Origin of the sequence: Dactylosporangium sp. McL0621 (assembly GCF_049995355.1) — a bacterium.
Lineage (GTDB): Bacteria > Actinomycetota > Actinomycetes > Mycobacteriales > Micromonosporaceae > Dactylosporangium.
The window spans coordinates 844,836-861,799 of record NZ_CP188259.1 but is presented as its reverse complement, the minus strand read 5'-3'; the positions used below and the strand labels follow the sequence as shown (position 1 = coordinate 861,799).

16 protein-coding genes are annotated in these 16,964 nt (G+C 72.8%); 7 read left to right on the top strand and 9 right to left on the bottom strand.

The annotated features are described in order from the left end of the window. Position 1: 1 nt before the first annotated feature. The 3 genes from ACPPVO_RS03995 to ACPPVO_RS03985 form a co-directional block, all read right to left on the bottom strand. Positions 2-1,258 (bottom strand): DUF1800 domain-containing protein, encoded by a 1,257-nt coding sequence (locus ACPPVO_RS03995; RefSeq protein WP_426509928.1) that lies wholly within the window; start codon positions 1,256-1,258, stop codon positions 2-4. A 95-nt stretch (positions 1,259-1,353) separates the two neighbouring features. Next, complete coding sequence (locus ACPPVO_RS03990) at positions 1,354-2,142, bottom strand: enoyl-CoA hydratase-related protein (RefSeq protein ID WP_426509927.1); 789 nt, start codon at positions 2,140-2,142, stop codon at positions 1,354-1,356. Between the two features lie 15 nt (positions 2,143-2,157). Further along, positions 2,158-2,961, bottom strand: coding sequence for a PaaX family transcriptional regulator (locus ACPPVO_RS03985; RefSeq protein WP_426509926.1), 804 nt, complete (start codon positions 2,959-2,961; stop codon positions 2,158-2,160). 223 nt (positions 2,962-3,184) lie between these two features. Between ACPPVO_RS03985 and ACPPVO_RS03980 the strand changes: the two genes are divergently transcribed. Both ACPPVO_RS03980 and ACPPVO_RS03975 read left to right on the top strand, forming a co-directional pair. Next, the gene (locus ACPPVO_RS03980) at positions 3,185-3,352 is read left to right on the top strand and encodes a DUF3117 domain-containing protein (RefSeq protein WP_081971220.1); all 168 of its coding nucleotides are present in this window, start codon (positions 3,185-3,187) and stop codon (positions 3,350-3,352) included. A gap of 172 nt (positions 3,353-3,524) precedes the next feature. Beyond that, on the top strand, positions 3,525-4,922 hold the full coding sequence (locus ACPPVO_RS03975; protein ID WP_426514529.1) for a leucyl aminopeptidase family protein: 1,398 nt from the start codon (positions 3,525-3,527) through the stop codon (positions 4,920-4,922). A gap of 39 nt (positions 4,923-4,961) precedes the next feature. Here ACPPVO_RS03975 and ACPPVO_RS03970 read toward each other — a convergent pair whose 3' ends face one another. From ACPPVO_RS03970 to ACPPVO_RS03960, 3 genes are all read right to left on the bottom strand, one after another. Next, entirely contained in the window at positions 4,962-6,020 is a 1,059-nt protein-coding gene (locus ACPPVO_RS03970) for a 2-oxoacid:ferredoxin oxidoreductase subunit beta (protein WP_426514528.1), read from the bottom strand. A gap of 4 nt (positions 6,021-6,024) precedes the next feature. Continuing rightward, a complete protein-coding gene (locus ACPPVO_RS03965) occupies positions 6,025-7,872 on the bottom strand; it encodes a 2-oxoacid:acceptor oxidoreductase subunit alpha (protein ID WP_426509925.1) in 1,848 nt (615 codons plus the stop codon). A 671-nt stretch (positions 7,873-8,543) separates the two neighbouring features. Next, on the bottom strand, positions 8,544-9,989 hold the full coding sequence (locus ACPPVO_RS03960; RefSeq protein WP_426509924.1) for a hypothetical protein: 1,446 nt from the start codon (positions 9,987-9,989) through the stop codon (positions 8,544-8,546). Positions 9,990-10,133: 144 nt separating this feature from the next. Between ACPPVO_RS03960 and ACPPVO_RS03955 the strand changes: the two genes are divergently transcribed. Next, positions 10,134-10,523 (top strand): NADH-quinone oxidoreductase subunit A, encoded by a 390-nt coding sequence (locus ACPPVO_RS03955; RefSeq protein ID WP_426509923.1) that lies wholly within the window; start codon positions 10,134-10,136, stop codon positions 10,521-10,523. A gap of 13 nt (positions 10,524-10,536) precedes the next feature. Here the strand turns inward: ACPPVO_RS03955 and folP are convergent, their stop codons facing one another. After that, positions 10,537-11,397, bottom strand: coding sequence for a dihydropteroate synthase (gene folP, locus ACPPVO_RS03950; RefSeq protein ID WP_426509922.1), 861 nt, complete (start codon positions 11,395-11,397; stop codon positions 10,537-10,539). 76 nt (positions 11,398-11,473) lie between these two features. Between folP and ACPPVO_RS03945 the strand changes: the two genes are divergently transcribed. The 4 genes from ACPPVO_RS03945 to ACPPVO_RS03930 all read left to right on the top strand — a co-directional run bounded on the left by ACPPVO_RS03945 (position 11,474) and on the right by ACPPVO_RS03930 (position 13,660). Beyond that, positions 11,474-11,983 carry a DivIVA domain-containing protein gene (locus ACPPVO_RS03945; protein WP_426509921.1) on the top strand — a complete coding sequence of 170 codons (510 nt, stop codon included), beginning with the start codon at positions 11,474-11,476 and terminating at the stop codon, positions 11,981-11,983. Between the two features lie 16 nt (positions 11,984-11,999). Beyond that, positions 12,000-12,494, top strand: coding sequence for an SRPBCC family protein (locus tag ACPPVO_RS03940; protein ID WP_360386058.1), 495 nt, complete (start codon positions 12,000-12,002; stop codon positions 12,492-12,494). Positions 12,495-12,504: 10 nt separating this feature from the next. After that, positions 12,505-13,077 (top strand): DNA-3-methyladenine glycosylase I, encoded by a 573-nt coding sequence (locus tag ACPPVO_RS03935; RefSeq protein ID WP_426509920.1) that lies wholly within the window; start codon positions 12,505-12,507, stop codon positions 13,075-13,077. 85 nt (positions 13,078-13,162) lie between these two features. Beyond that, on the top strand, positions 13,163-13,660 hold the full coding sequence (locus tag ACPPVO_RS03930) for a hypothetical protein (protein ID WP_426509919.1): 498 nt from the start codon (positions 13,163-13,165) through the stop codon (positions 13,658-13,660). 68 nt (positions 13,661-13,728) lie between these two features. Here ACPPVO_RS03930 and ACPPVO_RS03925 read toward each other — a convergent pair whose 3' ends face one another. After that, positions 13,729-16,449 carry an adenylate/guanylate cyclase domain-containing protein gene (locus tag ACPPVO_RS03925; RefSeq protein WP_426509918.1) on the bottom strand — a complete coding sequence of 907 codons (2,721 nt, stop codon included), beginning with the start codon at positions 16,447-16,449 and terminating at the stop codon, positions 13,729-13,731. Positions 16,450-16,700: 251 nt separating this feature from the next. Next, positions 16,701-16,922 (bottom strand): FmdB family zinc ribbon protein, encoded by a 222-nt coding sequence (locus tag ACPPVO_RS03920; protein WP_426509917.1) that lies wholly within the window; start codon positions 16,920-16,922, stop codon positions 16,701-16,703. Positions 16,923-16,964: the final 42 nt, after the last annotated feature.

Genomic DNA, 16,964 nt, shown 5'->3' with positions numbered 1-16,964 from the left:
CTCAGTTGATGGCGTACTCGGGGCTGGCCAGGCCCAGGGTCAGCAGGCGGCGGGCGTCGTTCGCGGCCGGGGTCAGCGCGGCCAGCGTGCGGTCGGTGAACTTGTCGACCACCAGGAGCCGGGCCAGGGCGGCCGGGCGCTGCGCCGCGGGCGCGGCGGTCAGGCGGTCCAGCACCGGCTGCGGGGCCCGCGCGGCCAGGCTCTGGGCCAGCTTGATGCGGGCCTGCGTCGCCGAGGTCGTGAGCCAGGCCGCGCCGGCGGGCCAGCCGCCCACGCTCGGCGGGCGCAGCGGGACCTGGCCCAGCTGGGTCAGGCCGCCGAGCAGCTGCTTGCGCTGGGCGTCGGTGAGCTCGCCGGGGCGCAGCTGGAGCTGCCGCAGCGCCCCGACCAGCCACTCCACCGGCTGCTTGACCAGCTCGGCGTGGCCGTCGGCGGCGAGCACCTCGCGCAGCATCGCGGCGGTCGTCGGCTGCGACCGGACGCGGGCGAGGACGTCGTCGGGAATGGCCGCGTCGCTGGCGTAGCGCAGCCAGAGCCGCCGCGCGATGAACTCGGGGCAGGCCGGCTCGGCCAGCAGGAGGTCCGCGAACCCGTCGGCGTCGTAGTTGCCGGTCCGGCCGAGGATCGTCTTGGACCCGCCGTCGTGGCGCTTGGCGTTGAGCGTCGCCGTGCCGGCCTTCTGGTCCACGACCCAGCCGGTCAGCGCCCGCGCGCCGGCCCGCACGTCCGGCTCGGTGTAGTGGCCCACGCCCAGCGTGAAGAGCTCCATGAGCTCGCGGGCGAGGTTCTCGTTCGGGGCCTTCTCGGTGTTCTTCTGCCCGTCCAGCCAGATGATGAGCGCGGGGTCGCGCAGCATCGCGTGCACCTGGGTGGCGAAGCCGCCCAGCGCCGTGCGGAACAGGGTCTGCTGCTGGCCGAGCATCAGCGGGCCGGACTTGACCTTGTCGGCGGACGTGGCCCAGTGCCCGTGCCAGAAGAAGGTCAGCTTCTCGTGCACCTGGTGCTCGGCCTGCACCATGCGGTCCAGCCACCAGGCGCCGACGGTGCGGATCTGCTCGGCGCGGTCGGACTTCTCGTTGATGACCGGGCCGAGCTTCGGCATCGGGGTCCGGGCCGCGCCCGCGTCGGGCTCGGCCGGGGCGAACAGGGCGTCCAGGGTCGCCGCCGGGCCCTTGGCCTCGGCGGCGTCGACCTCCTCCGCGGTCGGCCCGAACGTCGCCCGGCGCAGCAGATGTGCAACCTTTTCACGATCGGCCATGGACCCCAGGCTATGGCCTGTTTGTACGAGACACGTCAGGCGCGGTTCAGCCTTGCTTGAAGAAAGCCGCCTGAGGAAGGCCGCTTGATGAAGTTTCAGCGGCCCTCGTAGACCGGCTTCTGCTTGGCGACGAAGGCGGCCGTGGCGTTGCGGTGGTCCGCGGTGTGGCCGCAGGCGGTCTGGGCCTGCGCCTCCACGGCCAGGGCGTCGGCCAGCGAGCCCGCGCCGCCGGCGGCCAGTTCGCGCTTGATCTGGCCGTACGCGACGGTCGGGCCGGCGGCGAGGCGGTCGGCCAGTTCCACGGCCGTCGGCAGCACGTCCTCGTCGGACTCGGCCAGGCGGGTGAGCATCCCCAGGGCGGCGGCGGCCTCGGCCTTGACCGGCTCGGCCAGCAGCAGCAGCTCGGTCGCCTTCGCGTGGCCCACGATCCGCGGCAGGCTCCACGAGATGCCGGTGTCGCCGGCCAGGCCGACGTTCGCGAAGGCCATCAGGAACGCGGTCCGCGGGCCGCCCACCCGGAAGTCGGCGAGCAGGGCCAGCGACGCCCCGGCCCCGGCGGCCATCCCGTTGACCGCGGCCACGACCGGCTTCGGCATCCCGGCCAGCGTCGTGGCGATCGGGTTGTAGTGCTCGGTGACGGTCGACAGCGACGAGCCGGTGCCGGCGTCGAGGGAGCCGGCGTGCTCGCGCAGGTCCTGGCCGCCGCAGAAGGCGCGGCCGGCGCCGGTGAGGACCACGGCGCGCACCGACTCGTCCGCGGCCACGTCGGCGAGGGTGTCGCGCAGGGCCACCTTCAGCGCGTCGGTCAGCGAGTTGAGGGCGTCGGGGCGGTTGAGGGTCAGGATCGCCACACCGGTCTCGGTGCGTTCGACGAGCAGGTCCATTGCGGGCTCCAGGCGTCAGAGGGTCAGGCAGGCGTCCACGAACCGGTCCGCGGCGGGGCGCAGCCGGTGGGCGTGGTGGTCGAAGAAGGCCGCCGCCGCGGTGCCGGCCCAACGCGGGGGCAGCAGCTGCGGCGGCAGCTGGGGGTCGCGGAAGAGGAACGCGCGCCAGGCGTGGACCAGCGTGAACCGGACCGCGTACGCCTGCTCGTCGGGGGTGGCCGGCCCGACGGAGTGCACCAGCGGCGTGAGGCGCTCGACGAACTCGCCGTAGGCCGCGGCGATCGCGTCGAGGTCCCAGGCCCGGGCCACCAGGTTCACCGCCCCATCGGTACCGCCGGAATGCTCCGCCGTAAAGCGGTCGTAGCGCACACCGGCCTCCGTGAGCAACGCGTCGATGCCCTCGCCCGGGCGCGGCGCGATCCACGTGGCGCCGTCGATCGAGCCGTAGCCGAGGAATCCGAGGTTCGCCACCAGTCTCGCCCGCGCGCCGCGGTGCGCGGGCGCTTCCAGCGTGATGAGATCGAAGCGGCCGGACCATGCGCCCCCGGGGCCGCCGGGCCGCTGGGTGCGGTAGATGCGGGCGCCGGCGGCGTCGAGGCGGCGTGCCGCCTTGGGGGTGATGCCGTAGCCGGGGCCGGTCGGCAACCGTAGGGGGTGCAGCCAGCCCTGCCGGACCATCCGTGACACCGCGGTGCGCACGGCCGGCGCGGCGATGCCGAGGGGAGCGAGCAGGCGCACGAGAGCGGCGACGGCGGCCCGCCCACCGCGCGGGCGGAGATGGTCGCCATAGAGATCAAAGAGGGCGGACCGGGCCTGCATGGCCGCTTATTGTGACAGTTGACCGGCATTTTCCGCCAGGAGTTGTCACAAGGATCGCGCCCCGGTTTGGGTCTTGGGGCCATCATCAGGGAAAATCATCGGTTGGTGCGTGTCTCACGGAGTCCACGGGTCCGGTCGAGGCCCCGTGAGCAGGCGTGCCGGGCATGCGGGGACGGCTGTGCCACCTGATGTCTGGGTACATCAGGAAGCGAAGGGAGACAACATGGCGGCCATGAAGCCGCGGACAGGCGACGGTCCGCTGGAGGTCACCAAGGAGGGCCGCGGCATCGTCATGCGCGTCCCGCTCGAGGGTGGTGGGCGGCTCGTCGTCGAGATGACCAAGGATGAGGCCAACGAGCTCAGCGAGGCGCTGAAGACGGCCACCGGCTGAGTCTTCCTGCATACGGCTCCGCTTTCGGGTTGACTGGGTTGGGAGGAGCGGCCGGCGTGCGGTCGCTCCCGTCGTGGTGCGCAGGAACTGCGCCGAAAGATGGAGGGTCCCCTTGCTGGACATCAGGTTCGCCACGGGCCGCGGCTCCTCCGGCGCGGTCGCCGTCGTGGTGATGTCCGGCGACCCCGAATCCAGCCTCGACCTGTTGCAGTTCGGTGCGGCCGACCTGGCCGAGTGCGCGGCGTTCCTGCAGGACGTCGAGCACTCCGGGTCGGCCGGCACCGTGCACAAGCTGCCGCGGCCCGGGCGCAAGCCCTCGCCGCTGCTGTTCACCGGCGTCGGCGACGGCGACGAGGCCGGCTGGCGGGCCGCGGGCGCGGCGCTGGCCCGGTCGGCGCGCTCCGAGTCCGCGCTGCGGGTGCTGGTGCCGGCCGACACCGCACCCGCCGCGATCCGCGCCCTGGCCGAGGGGCTGTGGCTGGCGTCGTACCGCTTCCGCATCGCCGAGGCCGACCCCGACCCGCTGCGGCGCGTCACGGTGGCGCTCCCGGCGAGCGACGAGCGCACCGCCGCCCTGGAGCAGGCCCGGGCGGTCGTCACCGCCACGACCCTGGCCCGCGACCTGACCAACATGCCCAGCGACCGCAAGACGCCGGCCTGGTTCGCCAAGCAGGTGGTCAAGGCCGCCGCCGGCGTGCCGGGGCTGACGGTCGAGGTCCGCGAGCCCGGCTACCTGCGCGAGCACGGCTTCAACGCGATCCTCACGGTCGGGCAGGGCGCGGCCGCCGAGCGCGGCCCGCGCCTGGTCGAGCTGTCCTGGCGCCCGCGCAGCGCGCGGCGGCACGTGGTGCTGGTCGGCAAGGGCATCACGTTCGACACCGGCGGGGTGTGCATCAAGCCGCTGGCCGGGATGAAGCTCATGCGCAAGGACATGGGCGGCGCGGCCGCGGTCATCGGCGCGACCCTCGCCGCCGCCGCGATGCGCCTGCCGGTGCGGATCACCGCGCTGGCCCCGCTGGCCGAGAACGCGCTCGGCGCCGACAGCATGCGCCCCGGCGACGTCGTCACGCACTACGGCGGCATCACGTCGGAGATCCTCAACACCGACGCCGAGGGCCGGTTGGTGCTCGGCGACGCGATGGCCTACGCGGTGCGCCGGCTGCGCCCCGACGTGATGATCGACCTGGCCACGCTGACCGGCGCCCAGGGGGTCGCGCTGGGCAAGCGGACCGCCGCGATGTACAGCCACAGCGACACCCTCGCCGGCGACCTCGCGGCCGCGGCCGAGGCTAGCGGCGAGTCGGTGTGGCGGATGCCGCTGAACGAGGACTACGCCGAGGAGATCCGCGGCGACCTCACCGACATCATCAACTCGACCGACATCGGCGCGGGCTCGCTGCTGGCCGCGCTCTACCTGCGCGAGTTCACCGGCCCGCTGCGGGACCGCTGGGCGCACTTCGACATGTCCTCGCCCGCGTGGGCCGACTCCGGCGACGGCGAGCTCACCAAGGGCGCCACGGGCTGGGGCGTGCGCACGCTGACCCGCTGGCTGGAGACCACCGCCGCCTGAGTCGCCGGCGGCGATGGCTCCTTCGCGACAGGATCTTCGCTACAGGATCGTCCAGGTGTCGCCGCTGTTGAGGAGCGCGCCGAGCTCCTCGTCGGGCGTGCCCTTGGCCTTGGCCTGGGCCGTGACGAGCTGGTCGCGGACGACGTCGTCGTACGCGGGCCGATCCACGGAGCGGAACACGCCGATCGGGGTGTTGCGCAGGTCGAGGCCGGGCAGGCGGGACAGTGCGAACGCGTACGCCGGCTCGGCCACCGCCTGGTCGTGCACCACGATCTCGTCGGGCGCGACCTCGGCGGTCGGCACCACGGACAGGCCGAAGCCGCCGGGCGGGTGGGTCACCGCCCACTCGCCGTCCTTGCCGAACGTGATCGGCCGGCCGTGCTCGAGACGGATCAGCCAGTCGTCGCGGGTCGCCGGCTCCTTGAGGGCGTCGAACGCGCCGTCGTTGAAGATGTTGCAGTTCTGGTAGATCTCCACGAACGCCGATCCGCGGTGCTCGGCCGCGGCGCGCAGCACCGACTGCAGGTGCTTGCGGTCGGAGTCGATGGTCCGCGCGACGAAGCTCGCCTCGGCGCCCAGGGCCAGGGAGATCGGGTTGAACGGCGAGTCGGCCGAGCCGGCCGGGGTCGACTTGGTGACCTTGCCGACCTCGGAGGTGGGCGAGTACTGCCCCTTGGTCAGCCCGTAGATCTTGTTGTTGAACAGCAGGATCTTCAGGTTGACGTTGCGGCGCAGCGCGTGGATCAGGTGGTTGCCGCCAATGGACAGCGCGTCGCCGTCACCGGTGACGACCCAGACCGACAGGTCCGGGCGGGACACGGACAGGCCCGACGCGATCGCCGGCGCGCGGCCGTGGATCGAGTGCATGCCGTACGTGTTCATGTAGTACGGGAAGCGCGAGGAGCATCCGATGCCAGAGACGAACACGATCCGCTCGCGCGGGATGTTGAGCTCGGGCATGAACGACTGGACGGCCGCCAGGATCGCGTAGTCCCCGCAGCCGGGGCACCAGCGGACCTCCTGGTCGGACTTGAAGTCCTTGGTCGTCAGCTTCAAAGACGTAGACCTTGTCTGCGCCCCGGTGCCGTTGGACTCCATTGGCTCAGGCATTCTTGACCACTTCCTCGAGCACGCCCTCCAGCTCGGACGCGGTGAACGGCAGGCCGCGGACCTGGTTGTAGGCGATGGCGTCGACCAGGTAGCGCGAGCGGATGACCCCGGCGAGCTGGCCGAGGTTCATCTCCGGGATCACGACCTTGTCGTAGGACTTGAGCACCGCGCCGAGGTTCTTCGGCATGGGCGAGAGGTGGCGCAGGTGCGCCTGGGCCACGGCCAGGCCGCGCTGGCGCAGCGCACGGGCGGCGGCGCCGATCGGACCGTAGGTCGAGCCCCACCCCAGCACCAGCACGCGGGCGGTGCCGTCCGGGTCCTCGACCTCGACGTCGGGCACCTCGATGCCCTCGATGCGGGCCGCGCGGGTGCGCACCATGAAGTCGTGGTTGGCCGGGTCGTAGGAGATGTCGCCGGTCTTGTCGGCCTTCTCCAGACCGCCGATGCGGTGCTCGAGGCCGGGCGTGCCGGGGACGGCCCACGGGCGGGCGAGCGTCTTCGGGTCGCGCAGGTACGGCAGGAAGGTCTTGCCGTCCTCCCCGTTGGGCGCGGTCGCGAACTCGACCTGCAGGTCGGGCAGCTCGTCGACGTCCGGCAGGCGCCACGGCTCGGAGCCGTTGGCGATGTACCCGTCGGAGAGCAGGATCACCGGGGTGCGGTACGTCAGCGCGATGCGGGCCGCCTCGAGCGCGGTGTTGAAGCAATCCGCGGGCGAGCGGGGCGCGAGCACCGCGACCGGGGCCTCGCCGTGCCGCCCGTACAGGGCCATGTTGAGGTCGGCCTGCTCGGTCTTGGTCGGCAGGCCCGTCGACGGGCCGGCGCGCTGCACGTCGATGATCAGCAGCGGCAGCTCCAGCGCGACGGCCAGGGAGATCGTCTCGCCCTTGAGCGCGACGCCGGGACCGGAGGTGGTGGTCACGCCGAGCGCACCGCCGTAGGAGGCGCCCAGGGCCACGCCGATCGCCGCGATCTCGTCCTCGGCCTGCACGGTGGTCACGCCGAACTTCTTGTGCTTGCTCAGCTCGTGCAGGATGTCGGAGGCCGGCGTGATCGGGTAGGCGCCCAGGAACACGGGCAGCCGCGACCGTACCCCCGCCGCCACCACGCCCAGGGCGAGCGCCGCGTTGCCGGTGATGTTGCGGTAGTTGCCCGCCACCATGCGTGCGGGCTTGACCTCGTAGCGCACCGCGAAGTTCTCGGTGGTCTCGCCGAAGTTCCAGCCGGCCTTGAAGGCGGCGACGTTCGCGGCGACGAGCTCCGGGCGCGAGGCGAACTTGCGCTCCAGGAACGACAGCGTGGACTCGTGCGGGCGCGAGTACATCCACGACAGCAGGCCGAGCGCGAACATGTTCTTGGCCCGCTCGGCGTCCTTCTTGGAGATCGCGAACGACTCCAGGGCCTTCACCGTCATCGAGGTCAGGCCGACCGGGGCGACGTTCCAGCCCTCCAGCGAGCCGTCCTCGAGCGGGTTGGCCGCGTAGCCCACCTTGGCGAGGTTGCGGTTGGTGAACTCGTCGGTGTTGACGATGATCGACGCGCCCTTGGGCAGGTCGGCGATGTTCGCCTTCAGAGCCGCCGGGTTCATCGCCACGAGCACGTTCGGCGCGTCGCCGGGCGTGAGGATGTCGAAGTCGGCGAAGTGCACCTGGAAGCTCGACACGCCCGGCAGGGTCCCGGCGGGGGCCCGGATCTCGGCGGGGAAGTTGGGCAGCGTCGAGATGTCGTTGCCGAGCTGCGCGGTCTCGGACGTGAAGCGGTCACCGGTGAGCTGCATGCCGTCGCCGGAATCGCCAGCGAACCTGATGACCACTCGATCCAGTTGGCGGACCTGCTTGGTCACGTGAGCTGACCTCCTGTGGCGGCGGATGGGTTGTCTACACCCTGAGGGTACGTCGGCGGCAGCGCCATGCCTTCGTCGCATGTGCCCTCTCGGGCACCGATGCTGCGACTTTGGTCATTGCGCAGGTCGCCGAGGTGTGCGGGGTCCGCGAATACGCGCCAAACAGTCAGTTTCCGGTCAGCCGGGGGTCAGTCGTCGCCCTCGTCGGCGGGCTGCTCGCGGTCGCCGACTCAGTCTTCGTCCTCGCGGGCGGGCTGCCCGCCGTCACGCAAGTCGGGCTCAGCCCTCGTCCTCGTCGGCGGGCTGCTCGCGGTCCCGGAAGCCGGGCTCAGCCCTCGTCCTCGTCGGCGGGCTGCTCGCGGTCCCGGAAGCCGGGCTCAGCCCTCGTCCTCGTCGGCGGGCTGCTCGCGGTCCCGGAAGCCGGGCTCAGCCCTCGTCCTCGTCGGCGGGCTGCTCGCGGTCCCGGAAGCCGGGCTCAGCCCTCGTCCTCGTCGGCGGGCTGCTCGCGGTCCCGGAAGCCGGGCTCAGCCCTCGTCCTCGTCGGCGGGCTGCTCGCGGTCCCGGAAGCCGGGCTCAGCCCTCGTCCTCGTCGGCGGGCTGCTCGCGGTCCCGGAAGCCGGGCTCAGCCCTCGTCCTCGTCGGCGGGCTGCTCGCGGTCCCGGAAGCCGGGCTCAGCCCTCGTCCTCGTCGGCGGGCTGCTCGCGGTCCCGGAAGCCGGAGCCGGCGGTCGGGCCGTCGGGCAGGCGCGGCAGGGTCAGCGAGCGCGGGATCGGTGAGCGGGTCAGCGCCGCCGACGGGCCGGTCGGGCCGCCGCTCTGGGCCGGGACGAGCACCACGTCCTCGACCTCGTCGGCGCCGAGCTCGTCGCCGTCCTTGGCGTCGTCGCGCATGCGCCGTCGCACCGACAGCACGACCAGCCCGACGATGATCGCGACCAGCCCGACCAGGCCGCCGACGATCGGCAGGCTGGACAGCTGCCCGCCGTCGTCGTTCGACTGCCGGCTCAGGCTGAAGTCGGTCTCGAAGGTCCGCTGGGCGGCCGGGGACGGCGGCGCCGAGGTCGGCAGCGGGGCATCCGCGCCGGCCAGCGGGGGCGCGGTGATCTTGTAGTCGTACCGGGTCTCGAGGACGTTCAGCCCGGCCGGCGCGAGGTACCCGTGGACCGCCCCGGTCAGCGGCAGCTCAGCGCGCGCGGCGGCGCTGACCGCCATCCCGAAAGCGGCCGAGATCTCCTTGCCGGGCGCGATGTCGCCCAGCTCACAGCGGTCCCGGTCGGCGCCGATGCGCCGGTGTGAGCGGCAGGCGGAGGGGAACGTGACAAGGTCCACACCGGGCGGCGTGACGATCTCGACCGCACCCGGGGCCCGGGCCGCGCCGGTGTTGCGCAGGCGCACCGCGAGCTGGAACGACTCGTCCTGGGCCGTGGCGGCGGCCGGCAGCTCGGGGGCCGACGTGTTCAGCTCGATGCCCGGCGTGGGCGGCGTGGTGAACGCGAAGGAGATCGGGACGATCCGCTGGTACGGCCCGATCGCGGCGGTGACCTGGCCGAGCCCGATGGTCTTCCAGGCGCCCGCGTCGACGTCGACCTTCACCACGACCTGGCCCAGCCCCTGCTCGGGCAGCGAGCAGCTGAAGCTCAGCGCGGCGGGGGCCACGGCGCAGCCGCCGGTGCCGTACGCCCCGGTGGCCTGGGCCCCGCTCGGCAGCGCGTAGAAGCCGGTGACGGTGTCCTTGCCGACGTTCTCGCCGGTGTTCTTGATCGCAATGACGAGCTCGCCGGAGCCGTCGCCCTGCCAGTACGCGTCGCCGAGCGACACGGTGCTCACGGTCATCTTGAACCGGTGCACGGCCGTCGGTGGGGGCGGCGGGGCGGCGGTCGTCGGCGGGGGCGGCGGCGGGGCCTCGGTGGTGGCCGGGACCTCGGTGGGCGCATCGGTGGTCGGGTCCGGCGTCGGGGCGTCGGTGGTGGGCGTCTCGACGGGAGCGGTACTGGTCTCGCCCTCGCCCGGCTCCGCGTACGCCGGGGCGGCGAAGAGCAGCGAGCAGACGGTGGCCAGGAGCACGAAGGAGCCGGCCCGTAGCCGCCGTGTGGTTCGGCGGCCCGAGGGTGCTTCCATGAGGGGTGTCCTTCTGATCTCGTGTCTGGTGGGTCACCGGCCGGGCTCTTTTGCAGTCCGGCAAGAAACCTGAGGCACATTATCTAGACAGACTCGCGTTTTCGGCATGTCGGAGATCGTGATGATGCATGTACGGTGCGTGGCATGAGCGGATATCTGGGTGGATATGCGACGCTCGGCCTTCTGCTCCTGGTCGGAGCGTCGGTGTTCGTCGCCGCGTTTACGGCCAACCGGCTGCTGGGTCCGCGCCGTTCGGCCGACCGGGCGGCCGCGGCCGGCGCCAAGTACGACACGTACGAGTGCGGGCTGGACCCGGTCGGCGGCGACTGGGCGCAGGCCCAGATCCGCTACTACGTGTACGCCTACCTGTACGCACTGTTCGCCGTGGAGAGCGTGTTCCTCTTCCCGTGGGCGGTCGTGTACGACACGCCCGGCTACGGGGGCGCGGTCGTCGTCGAGATGGCGATCTTCGTGGCCGTGCTGTTCCTCGGCATCCTCTACGCGTGGCGGAAGAACATCCTGCGCTGGACGTAGCCGCCCGGTTGCCTCAGGCCAGGCCCCGCCGCGCCACCGCGGGCTGGCGGTCGCCCCGAATCGCCGCCACCGTGTCGAGCACCCGGCGGGTCTCGCGCACCTGGTGGGCGCGGAACACCCGGGCCCCCAGCCAGGCCGAGACCGCCGTCGCCGCGAGGGTGCCCTCCAGCCGCTCCCCCACGGGCACGTCGAGGGTCTCGCCGATGAAGTCCTTGTTCGACAGCGCCACGAGCACCGGCCAGCCCGTCGCGACCAGCTCGCCGAGCCGGTTGGTGATCGCCAGCGAGTGGCGGGTGCTCTTGCCGAAGTCGTGGGCCGGGTCGATGAGGATGCCGTCGCGGCGTACCCCGAGCGCGAGCGCCCGCTCCGCCAGAGCAGTCACCGTCAGTACCACATCAGCCACCGGATCCGCGAAGGCCGTGCGGTGCGGACGGGTCCGCGGGGTGAGGCCGCCGGCGTGGGAGCACACGAGGCCCGCCCCCGTCTCGGCGGCGACCTCGGCCAGGGCGGGGTCGGCACCGGCCCAGGTGTCGTTGATCAGGTCCGCGCCCGCCGCCACGACCTCCCGGGCCACCTCCGCCCGCCAGGTGTCGATCGAGATCACCACCTCGGGGAACATCGCGCGGATCTTCTCGACCGTGGGCAGCGTGCGGCGCAGCTCCTCGGCGGCGTCGACGGTCTCGCCCGGCCCGGCCTTCACCCCGCCGATGTCGACGATGTCCGCGCCCTCGCCGACCGCCACCTCCACGGCCCGCAGGGCGGCGTCCTCGGCGAAAGTTGCACCGCGGTCGAAGAAGGAGTCCGGAGTCCGGTTGATGATCGCCATCACCGCGTAGTCGCCGTCGGCAAAGCGCCGGGCGCCCAGACGAAACATCGCATGACCTCCGTCTTTCCTACAGATGGGTGTGCCGGGCTCGCCCAGGCGTACTCAGCGTGCCACGATTCCCCCTATGGCTGAGTTCCTCCTGGTGTTGATCGCCGCTGTGGTTGTCGGGGCCATCGGGTTCGGCGTGTCCTTGTTGATCACCGGTGACGACCCCGGAATCGAAGGACATGAACCCGACGGTCGCTCCGTACCGCTGCCGTCGTCACGCCCGCTGGTCGAGGGTGACGTCAACCAGCTCCGGTTCGACACGGTGGTCCGGGGATACCGGATGAACCAGGTCGACACCGCGCTGCGGCGCGCCGGGTACGACATCGGCTACAAGGAGGAGCTGATCCAGGTCCTCGAGGCCGAGATCAAGGCGCTCCGCGAGGGCCGCCCGGAGGACGCCGACGCGCTGCGCGACGCCCGCCAGGCCGCGGCCGCGGGGGCCGCCGCTGCGGGGGCGGCGCCGACCGTCGCCCCGGTCGAGGACGCCGACGTCATCGAGGGCGGCCCGGCCAAGCCGGCCGACGACGAGTCGTCCGCGTCCCTCAACGACGACTCGTGGGACCGCTCGTCGCCGGTGGTGCAATGATCTCGCCGGTGGTGCAGTGAGCGACGACTATGCCGAGGCCGCACGGCCCGGGCCCGGCGAGGTCACGGCCACGGTGATCGTGGCCGCCCCCGCCGATCGTGTCTTCGCCGCGCTCGCCGACTGGTCGCGGCAGGGCGAGTGGATCCCGTTCACGAGGGTCCGGGTGCTCTCCGGCGACGGCGGCGAGGGCAGCCAGGTCGAGGCCGTGACGCAGGTCGGACCCGCGACCGTGCGCGACCTCATGCGCGTCGTGAAGGTCGACCCGCCGTTCGAGATCCGGGTGGTACACCACGGCAAGGTGCTGCGCGGGCCCGGCGTGCTGCGCTGCACCCAGCTGGGCGCGAACCGCACCCAGGTGGTCTGGCACGAGTGGCTGCACCTGCCGGCCGGCAACGCCGGCAAGTTCGCGTGGCCGCTGCTGTGGCCCGGCTCGAAGGCGGGGCTGACCGGGGCGCTGCGCCGGTTCGCCCGGCTGGTGGAGTCCGGATTTTTTGTCACACCCCCGGAGTAGTTTGCTGGGCATGAGCGACGTGGTGGTGGGAGCGGACGGGCGGGCCCGGTGCGGCTGGGGCGCCTCGACCCCGGACTACCTGGACTATCACGACAACGAGTGGGGACGGGCGGTCCGCGACGACAACGGGCTCTTCGAGCGCATGTGCCTCGAGGCGTTCCAGTCCGGGCTGTCCTGGATCACCATCCTGCGCAAGCGCCCCTCGTTCCGCACGGCGTTCGCCGGGTTCGAGATCGAGAAGGTCGCCGCGTTCGGGGAGTCCGACGTCGACCGGCTCCTGGCCGACGCGGGGATCGTGCGCAACCGGGCGAAGATCGAGGCGTCGATCGCGAACGCCCGCGCGGCGGCCGAGTTACCCGGCGGGATCGCCGCGCTGCTGTGGTCGTTCGCGCCCGACCCGCGCCCGGCGCGCCCCTCGGACTTCTCTCAGGTGCCGGCCGTGACGGCGGAGTCGAAGGCGATGGCGAAGGAACTCAAGAAGCGCGGGTTCCGCTTCGTGGGGCCGACTACGGCGTATGCGCTGATGCAGGCGACCGGGATGGTGAACGATCACGTCGCCGGGTGTTTCGTGGAGGTGCCGTGATCGGTCCGGGGCGAAGCGGAGGCTGCGGCGTGGGCCTGTCCGAAGCGAGCGGAGGGCCGGCGGGCGGGCGTGATGGAATTGGGCCATGGCTAAGTGGGTCGTCGTGGTCTCCGGGGAGCAGTACGCGAACGAGCGGGTGTACGGCGCCGGTGGGCTGACCGCACCCGAGCTCGCTCCGGGCGACGAGGCGCTGCTGGTGGCCGGGGGCGATGAGCCCGTCGTGTTCGGGCTGGGACGGGTCGACCGGGACGGGCGGGTGCAGTACACGGTGCGGCTGCTCGACTCTCCGCTCCCCGCGGGCGCGTTCGGGGATCGCACGCGGCGGCTGGACGACGCCGAGTTCGTGGCCGTCGCCAGGCAGATCGAGCCCGCCCCGCCCGCGCCGCGGCGGACCTACCTCGTCAGCGTCGACCTGCCCATCGAGGCGGCCTCGCCGGGCGAGGCCGTGCGGGCGTTCTGGAGCTACGTGCGCGAGCTGGGGCCTGCCGAGCTGCCGGCGTTCGTGTGGCCGGCCGGGGACGAGCTTGCCATGCAGGCGTACGTGCTCGGGGCCGAGGCCAACCAGGACCCCGAAGAGGAGTGAGTGGTCCGCAGCGAAAGCGGAGGGCCGCTCACTCACCGGAGCTTGCGGAGGCGGTGGCCGCGAGTGCCCTACTCGACCGTTGAGAAGCGGATCGAGCCGGCCATGAGGTCCGGGTGCTCTATGGTCAGGGCCAGCGCCACCGACTCCTCCAGGCCCAGCGCACCGCCGGCCGCGTAGGCCCTGTCGAAGGCCGCGTCGCCCATCAACTGGCGCAGCTCCGCCTGCTGCTCGGTCCAGAACGCGCCGAACGCGCCGCTCGAGCAGCGCAGGCGGATCCGGGCCGACTGGGCCGCGCCGAAGAGCCGCGCCGAGGTCTCCAGGTCCTCGGCCAGGGCGCAACGGACCGCCATGGCGTTCAGCGTCTCGCAGACCCGCAGGTGGAAGCCGTGGGTCATGCGCGAGCGCAGGGCCACGATCAGGTGGTCGTGGGCGGCCACGAGGTCGCCGCGGGACAGGGCGACCATGCCCAGCACCATGTCGACCGTGCGGCGGCCGCGCTCCAGCGGGCGGCTGTTCTCCAGCGGGCGGGCGCTGGCCAGCAGGTCCGCGGCCTCGTCCAGGGCGCCGCGGCGCCAGAGGAGCTGGGCCAGGGCGTACACGGCGGACAGGGCCTCCCCGGCCACGCCCTGCTCGTCGGACCAGGTGATGACCTCGCGGGTCAGGCGCTCGGCCTCCTCGGTGCGCCCCATCTCCAGCAGCGGGGTACCGCGGGCCGAGAGGATGCGCGCGATCAGGCCCGGATCGCCGGCGCGGCGGGCCGCGGACTCGGCGCGCTGCGAGAAGCGCAGCTCCTCGACCGTCTCGCCGTCGGCGCCCGCGTGCAGGGAGTGCATGTGGTACGCCGCCGCCAGCTCGGCGTCGGGAACCGGCTCGCCGGTCGCGCTGATCCGCTCGTACAGCCGGAACAGCCACATCCGGCCCTCGCGCACCAGGCCGCGCTCGCGCCACCACTGGTCGAGGGCGCCCGCGACGGCCAGGCCCTGACGAGCGCTGCCGCGGGTCACCGTCCAGTGCAGGGCGGCCCGCAGCTCGTCGGCCAGGGGATCCAGGGTGTACAGCGAGAGCGTCACCGGACGCCCGTCGTGATCCAGGTACGCGTCGTGGGCCGCCTGCAGGCACCAGGCGACGTGCCGCTCGCGGGCCGACTCCTCCTCGCCCGCCTCGACCAGCAGCCGGGCGGCGTACGCGCGGATCGGGTCCAGCATCCGGTACGTCGCGCTGGTGGCGCCCGCCTCGGCCTGCAGCAGCGACTTGTCCACGAGCGTGGCCAGCGGGTCGAGCGGGTCGCCGTCGTGCAGCCACTCGATCGCGGGCAGGTCGACGGGGCTGGCGAAGACCGACAGCCAGCGCAGGAGCCGGGCCGAGCGCTGGTCGAGGGTGCGGTACGACCACTCCACCGCGGCCTGCATCGTGCGGTGCCGGTCCGAGGCCTCTCCGAGCGCGGCGGCCGAGCCGGCGTCCAGGGTGCCCAGGACGTCGCCGATGCGGTCGGCCAGCTGCGGTACCGACAGCAGCCGAAGCCGGGCCGCGGCGAGCTCCAGGGCCAGCGGCAGCCCCTCCAGGGACTTCGCGACCCGGGTGAGGTGCGCGATGTCGCCGGCCTCGACCGGGCGGCCGCCGCGGGCCGCGGAGGCGCGGTCGACGAGCAGGGCCACCGCGTCGCTGAAGCCGCCGCCGCTGGCCGCCTCGTCCGACAGCGGCGGGATGCGCCAGACGACCTCGCCGGCCAGGCCGAGCGGCTCGCGGGAGGTGGCCAGGACGTACACCTCGGGGCCCGCGGACAGCAGGCGGGCGACGAGCCGGCGGGCCGCGGGCAGCTGGGCGTCGGAGGTGTCGAGCAGCACGAGGAGCCGGCGGTCGCGGACGTGGTCGGCGATCGTCTGCACGACGGCGCGGCCGGGCTCGGGGCGCAGGCCGAGGGCGGCGGCGACGCTGACGTCGACGAGGTCGGCGGTGGCCACGGCGCTGACGTCGACGAACCAGACGCCGTCGCGGAAGCGCTCGACGATCTCGCCGGCCGCCTCGACCGCGACCCGGGTCTTGCCCGCGCCGCCGGCCCCGACGACGGTGACCAGGCGGTGGCGGTGGATGAGGTCGCGCACGGCGGCCCGCTCAGTGGCCCGGCCGATGAACCGGGTGGTCTGCACGGGCAGGTTGTGGGCGGGCGCGTCGATGGTGCGCGGGCGCGGGAACTGCCGGTCGAGACCGGGCGCGACGAGCTGGAAGATGCGCTCGAAGCCGTCGAAGCCGCGCAGGCGGTGCAGGCCGAGGTCGAGTAGCCACGCACGGTGGCCGAGCGGGCCGTTCTCGACGCAGGGGTCGGTCGGGTCGACCGGGGCGGCCGCGGACGACAGGCCGACGTGGGCGGCGGTCGCGGCCGAGCACAGGACCTGCCCGCCGTGGGCGGCGGCGGCGACGCGGGCGGCGCGGTGGACCTCCGGGGAGGTGTACTCCCCGCCGTAGGGCTCGGCGAAGCCGGTGTGCAGGCCCATCCGGACCTTCGGGCGGGCCTCGGGGCTCGGCCACTCGTGGGCGGCGAGCGCGCGCTGGGCCTCGGCGCAGGCGGCGAGGGCGGCGGCCGCGTCGGCGAAGGCGACGAAGAGCGAGTCACCCTCGGTGAAGAGCTCCACACCGTCCGCTTGGGACAATGCGCGGCGAATCACCTCCCGGTGCTCGTGGAGCACCGGACGGTATCCCGCACCGAGCATCTGGGCCAGACGAGTCGAGCCCTCGATGTCGGTGAAGAGGAAAGTCACCAGCCCGCTGGGCAGGTGCGTCCGCCCCGACACGTGAAACCTCCGCCTTCCTAATTCAGGCGTGCCCCATATTTCCCCAACCAAGTGGCCCGCGCATCGTAGAAACGGTCGATCCCGGATTGGTCATCCGGGGCGATCCGTGCTGGTCAGTAACGATGACAGGCAAAGCTTGAGTGGGTTTCGCGTGACGTAACGACAACACTCCGGCAGCGGATGTGGCACGACAGGACACAACATCAAAGCCGTTTTACCGGTGCAATCCGAAACCCATCCGTAACAATGTTTCAGCAACCACAGGCGCCGCCGCAGCAACCGCCGCCGGCCGGCGGGCCGGGCATCGCGCCGGACCCGCCGGAAGAGCCGCCCCCGACCGCGATCGTGGACAGCAGTTTCACGGTGTCGTCGTGGCCGGCCGGACAGCTGGCCTTCACATTCGCTTCACGCATCGGGCGTTGCACCTCGAAGGTGTCTCCGCAGGCCCGGCAGCGGTACTCGTAACGTGGCATTCCCACAGGCTATGCCACGGTGACACGCGCCCGGGAATTCGG

Coding starts and splice junctions, on each gene's coding strand:
- ACPPVO_RS03935 (WP_426509920.1), top strand. CDS start 12,505: ATGAGCGACGTGGTGGTGGGAGCGGACGGGCGGGCCCGGTGCGGCTGG.
- folP (WP_426509922.1), bottom strand. CDS start 11,397: ATGTTTCGTCTGGGCGCCCGGCGCTTTGCCGACGGCGACTACGCGGTG.
- ACPPVO_RS03995 (WP_426509928.1), bottom strand. CDS start 1,258: ATGGCCGATCGTGAAAAGGTTGCACATCTGCTGCGCCGGGCGACGTTC.
- ACPPVO_RS03990 (WP_426509927.1), bottom strand. CDS start 2,142: ATGGACCTGCTCGTCGAACGCACCGAGACCGGTGTGGCGATCCTGACC.
- ACPPVO_RS03930 (WP_426509919.1), top strand. CDS start 13,163: ATGGCTAAGTGGGTCGTCGTGGTCTCCGGGGAGCAGTACGCGAACGAG.
- ACPPVO_RS03980 (WP_081971220.1), top strand. CDS start 3,185: ATGGCGGCCATGAAGCCGCGGACAGGCGACGGTCCGCTGGAGGTCACC.
- ACPPVO_RS03945 (WP_426509921.1), top strand. CDS start 11,474: ATGGCTGAGTTCCTCCTGGTGTTGATCGCCGCTGTGGTTGTCGGGGCC.
- ACPPVO_RS03970 (WP_426514528.1), bottom strand. CDS start 6,020: ATGGAGTCCAACGGCACCGGGGCGCAGACAAGGTCTACGTCTTTGAAG.
- ACPPVO_RS03960 (WP_426509924.1), bottom strand. CDS start 9,989: ATGGAAGCACCCTCGGGCCGCCGAACCACACGGCGGCTACGGGCCGGC.
- ACPPVO_RS03975 (WP_426514529.1), top strand. CDS start 3,525: ATGTCCGGCGACCCCGAATCCAGCCTCGACCTGTTGCAGTTCGGTGCG.
- ACPPVO_RS03955 (WP_426509923.1), top strand. CDS start 10,134: ATGAGCGGATATCTGGGTGGATATGCGACGCTCGGCCTTCTGCTCCTG.
- ACPPVO_RS03985 (WP_426509926.1), bottom strand. CDS start 2,961: ATGCAGGCCCGGTCCGCCCTCTTTGATCTCTATGGCGACCATCTCCGC.
- ACPPVO_RS03920 (WP_426509917.1), bottom strand. CDS start 16,922: ATGCCACGTTACGAGTACCGCTGCCGGGCCTGCGGAGACACCTTCGAG.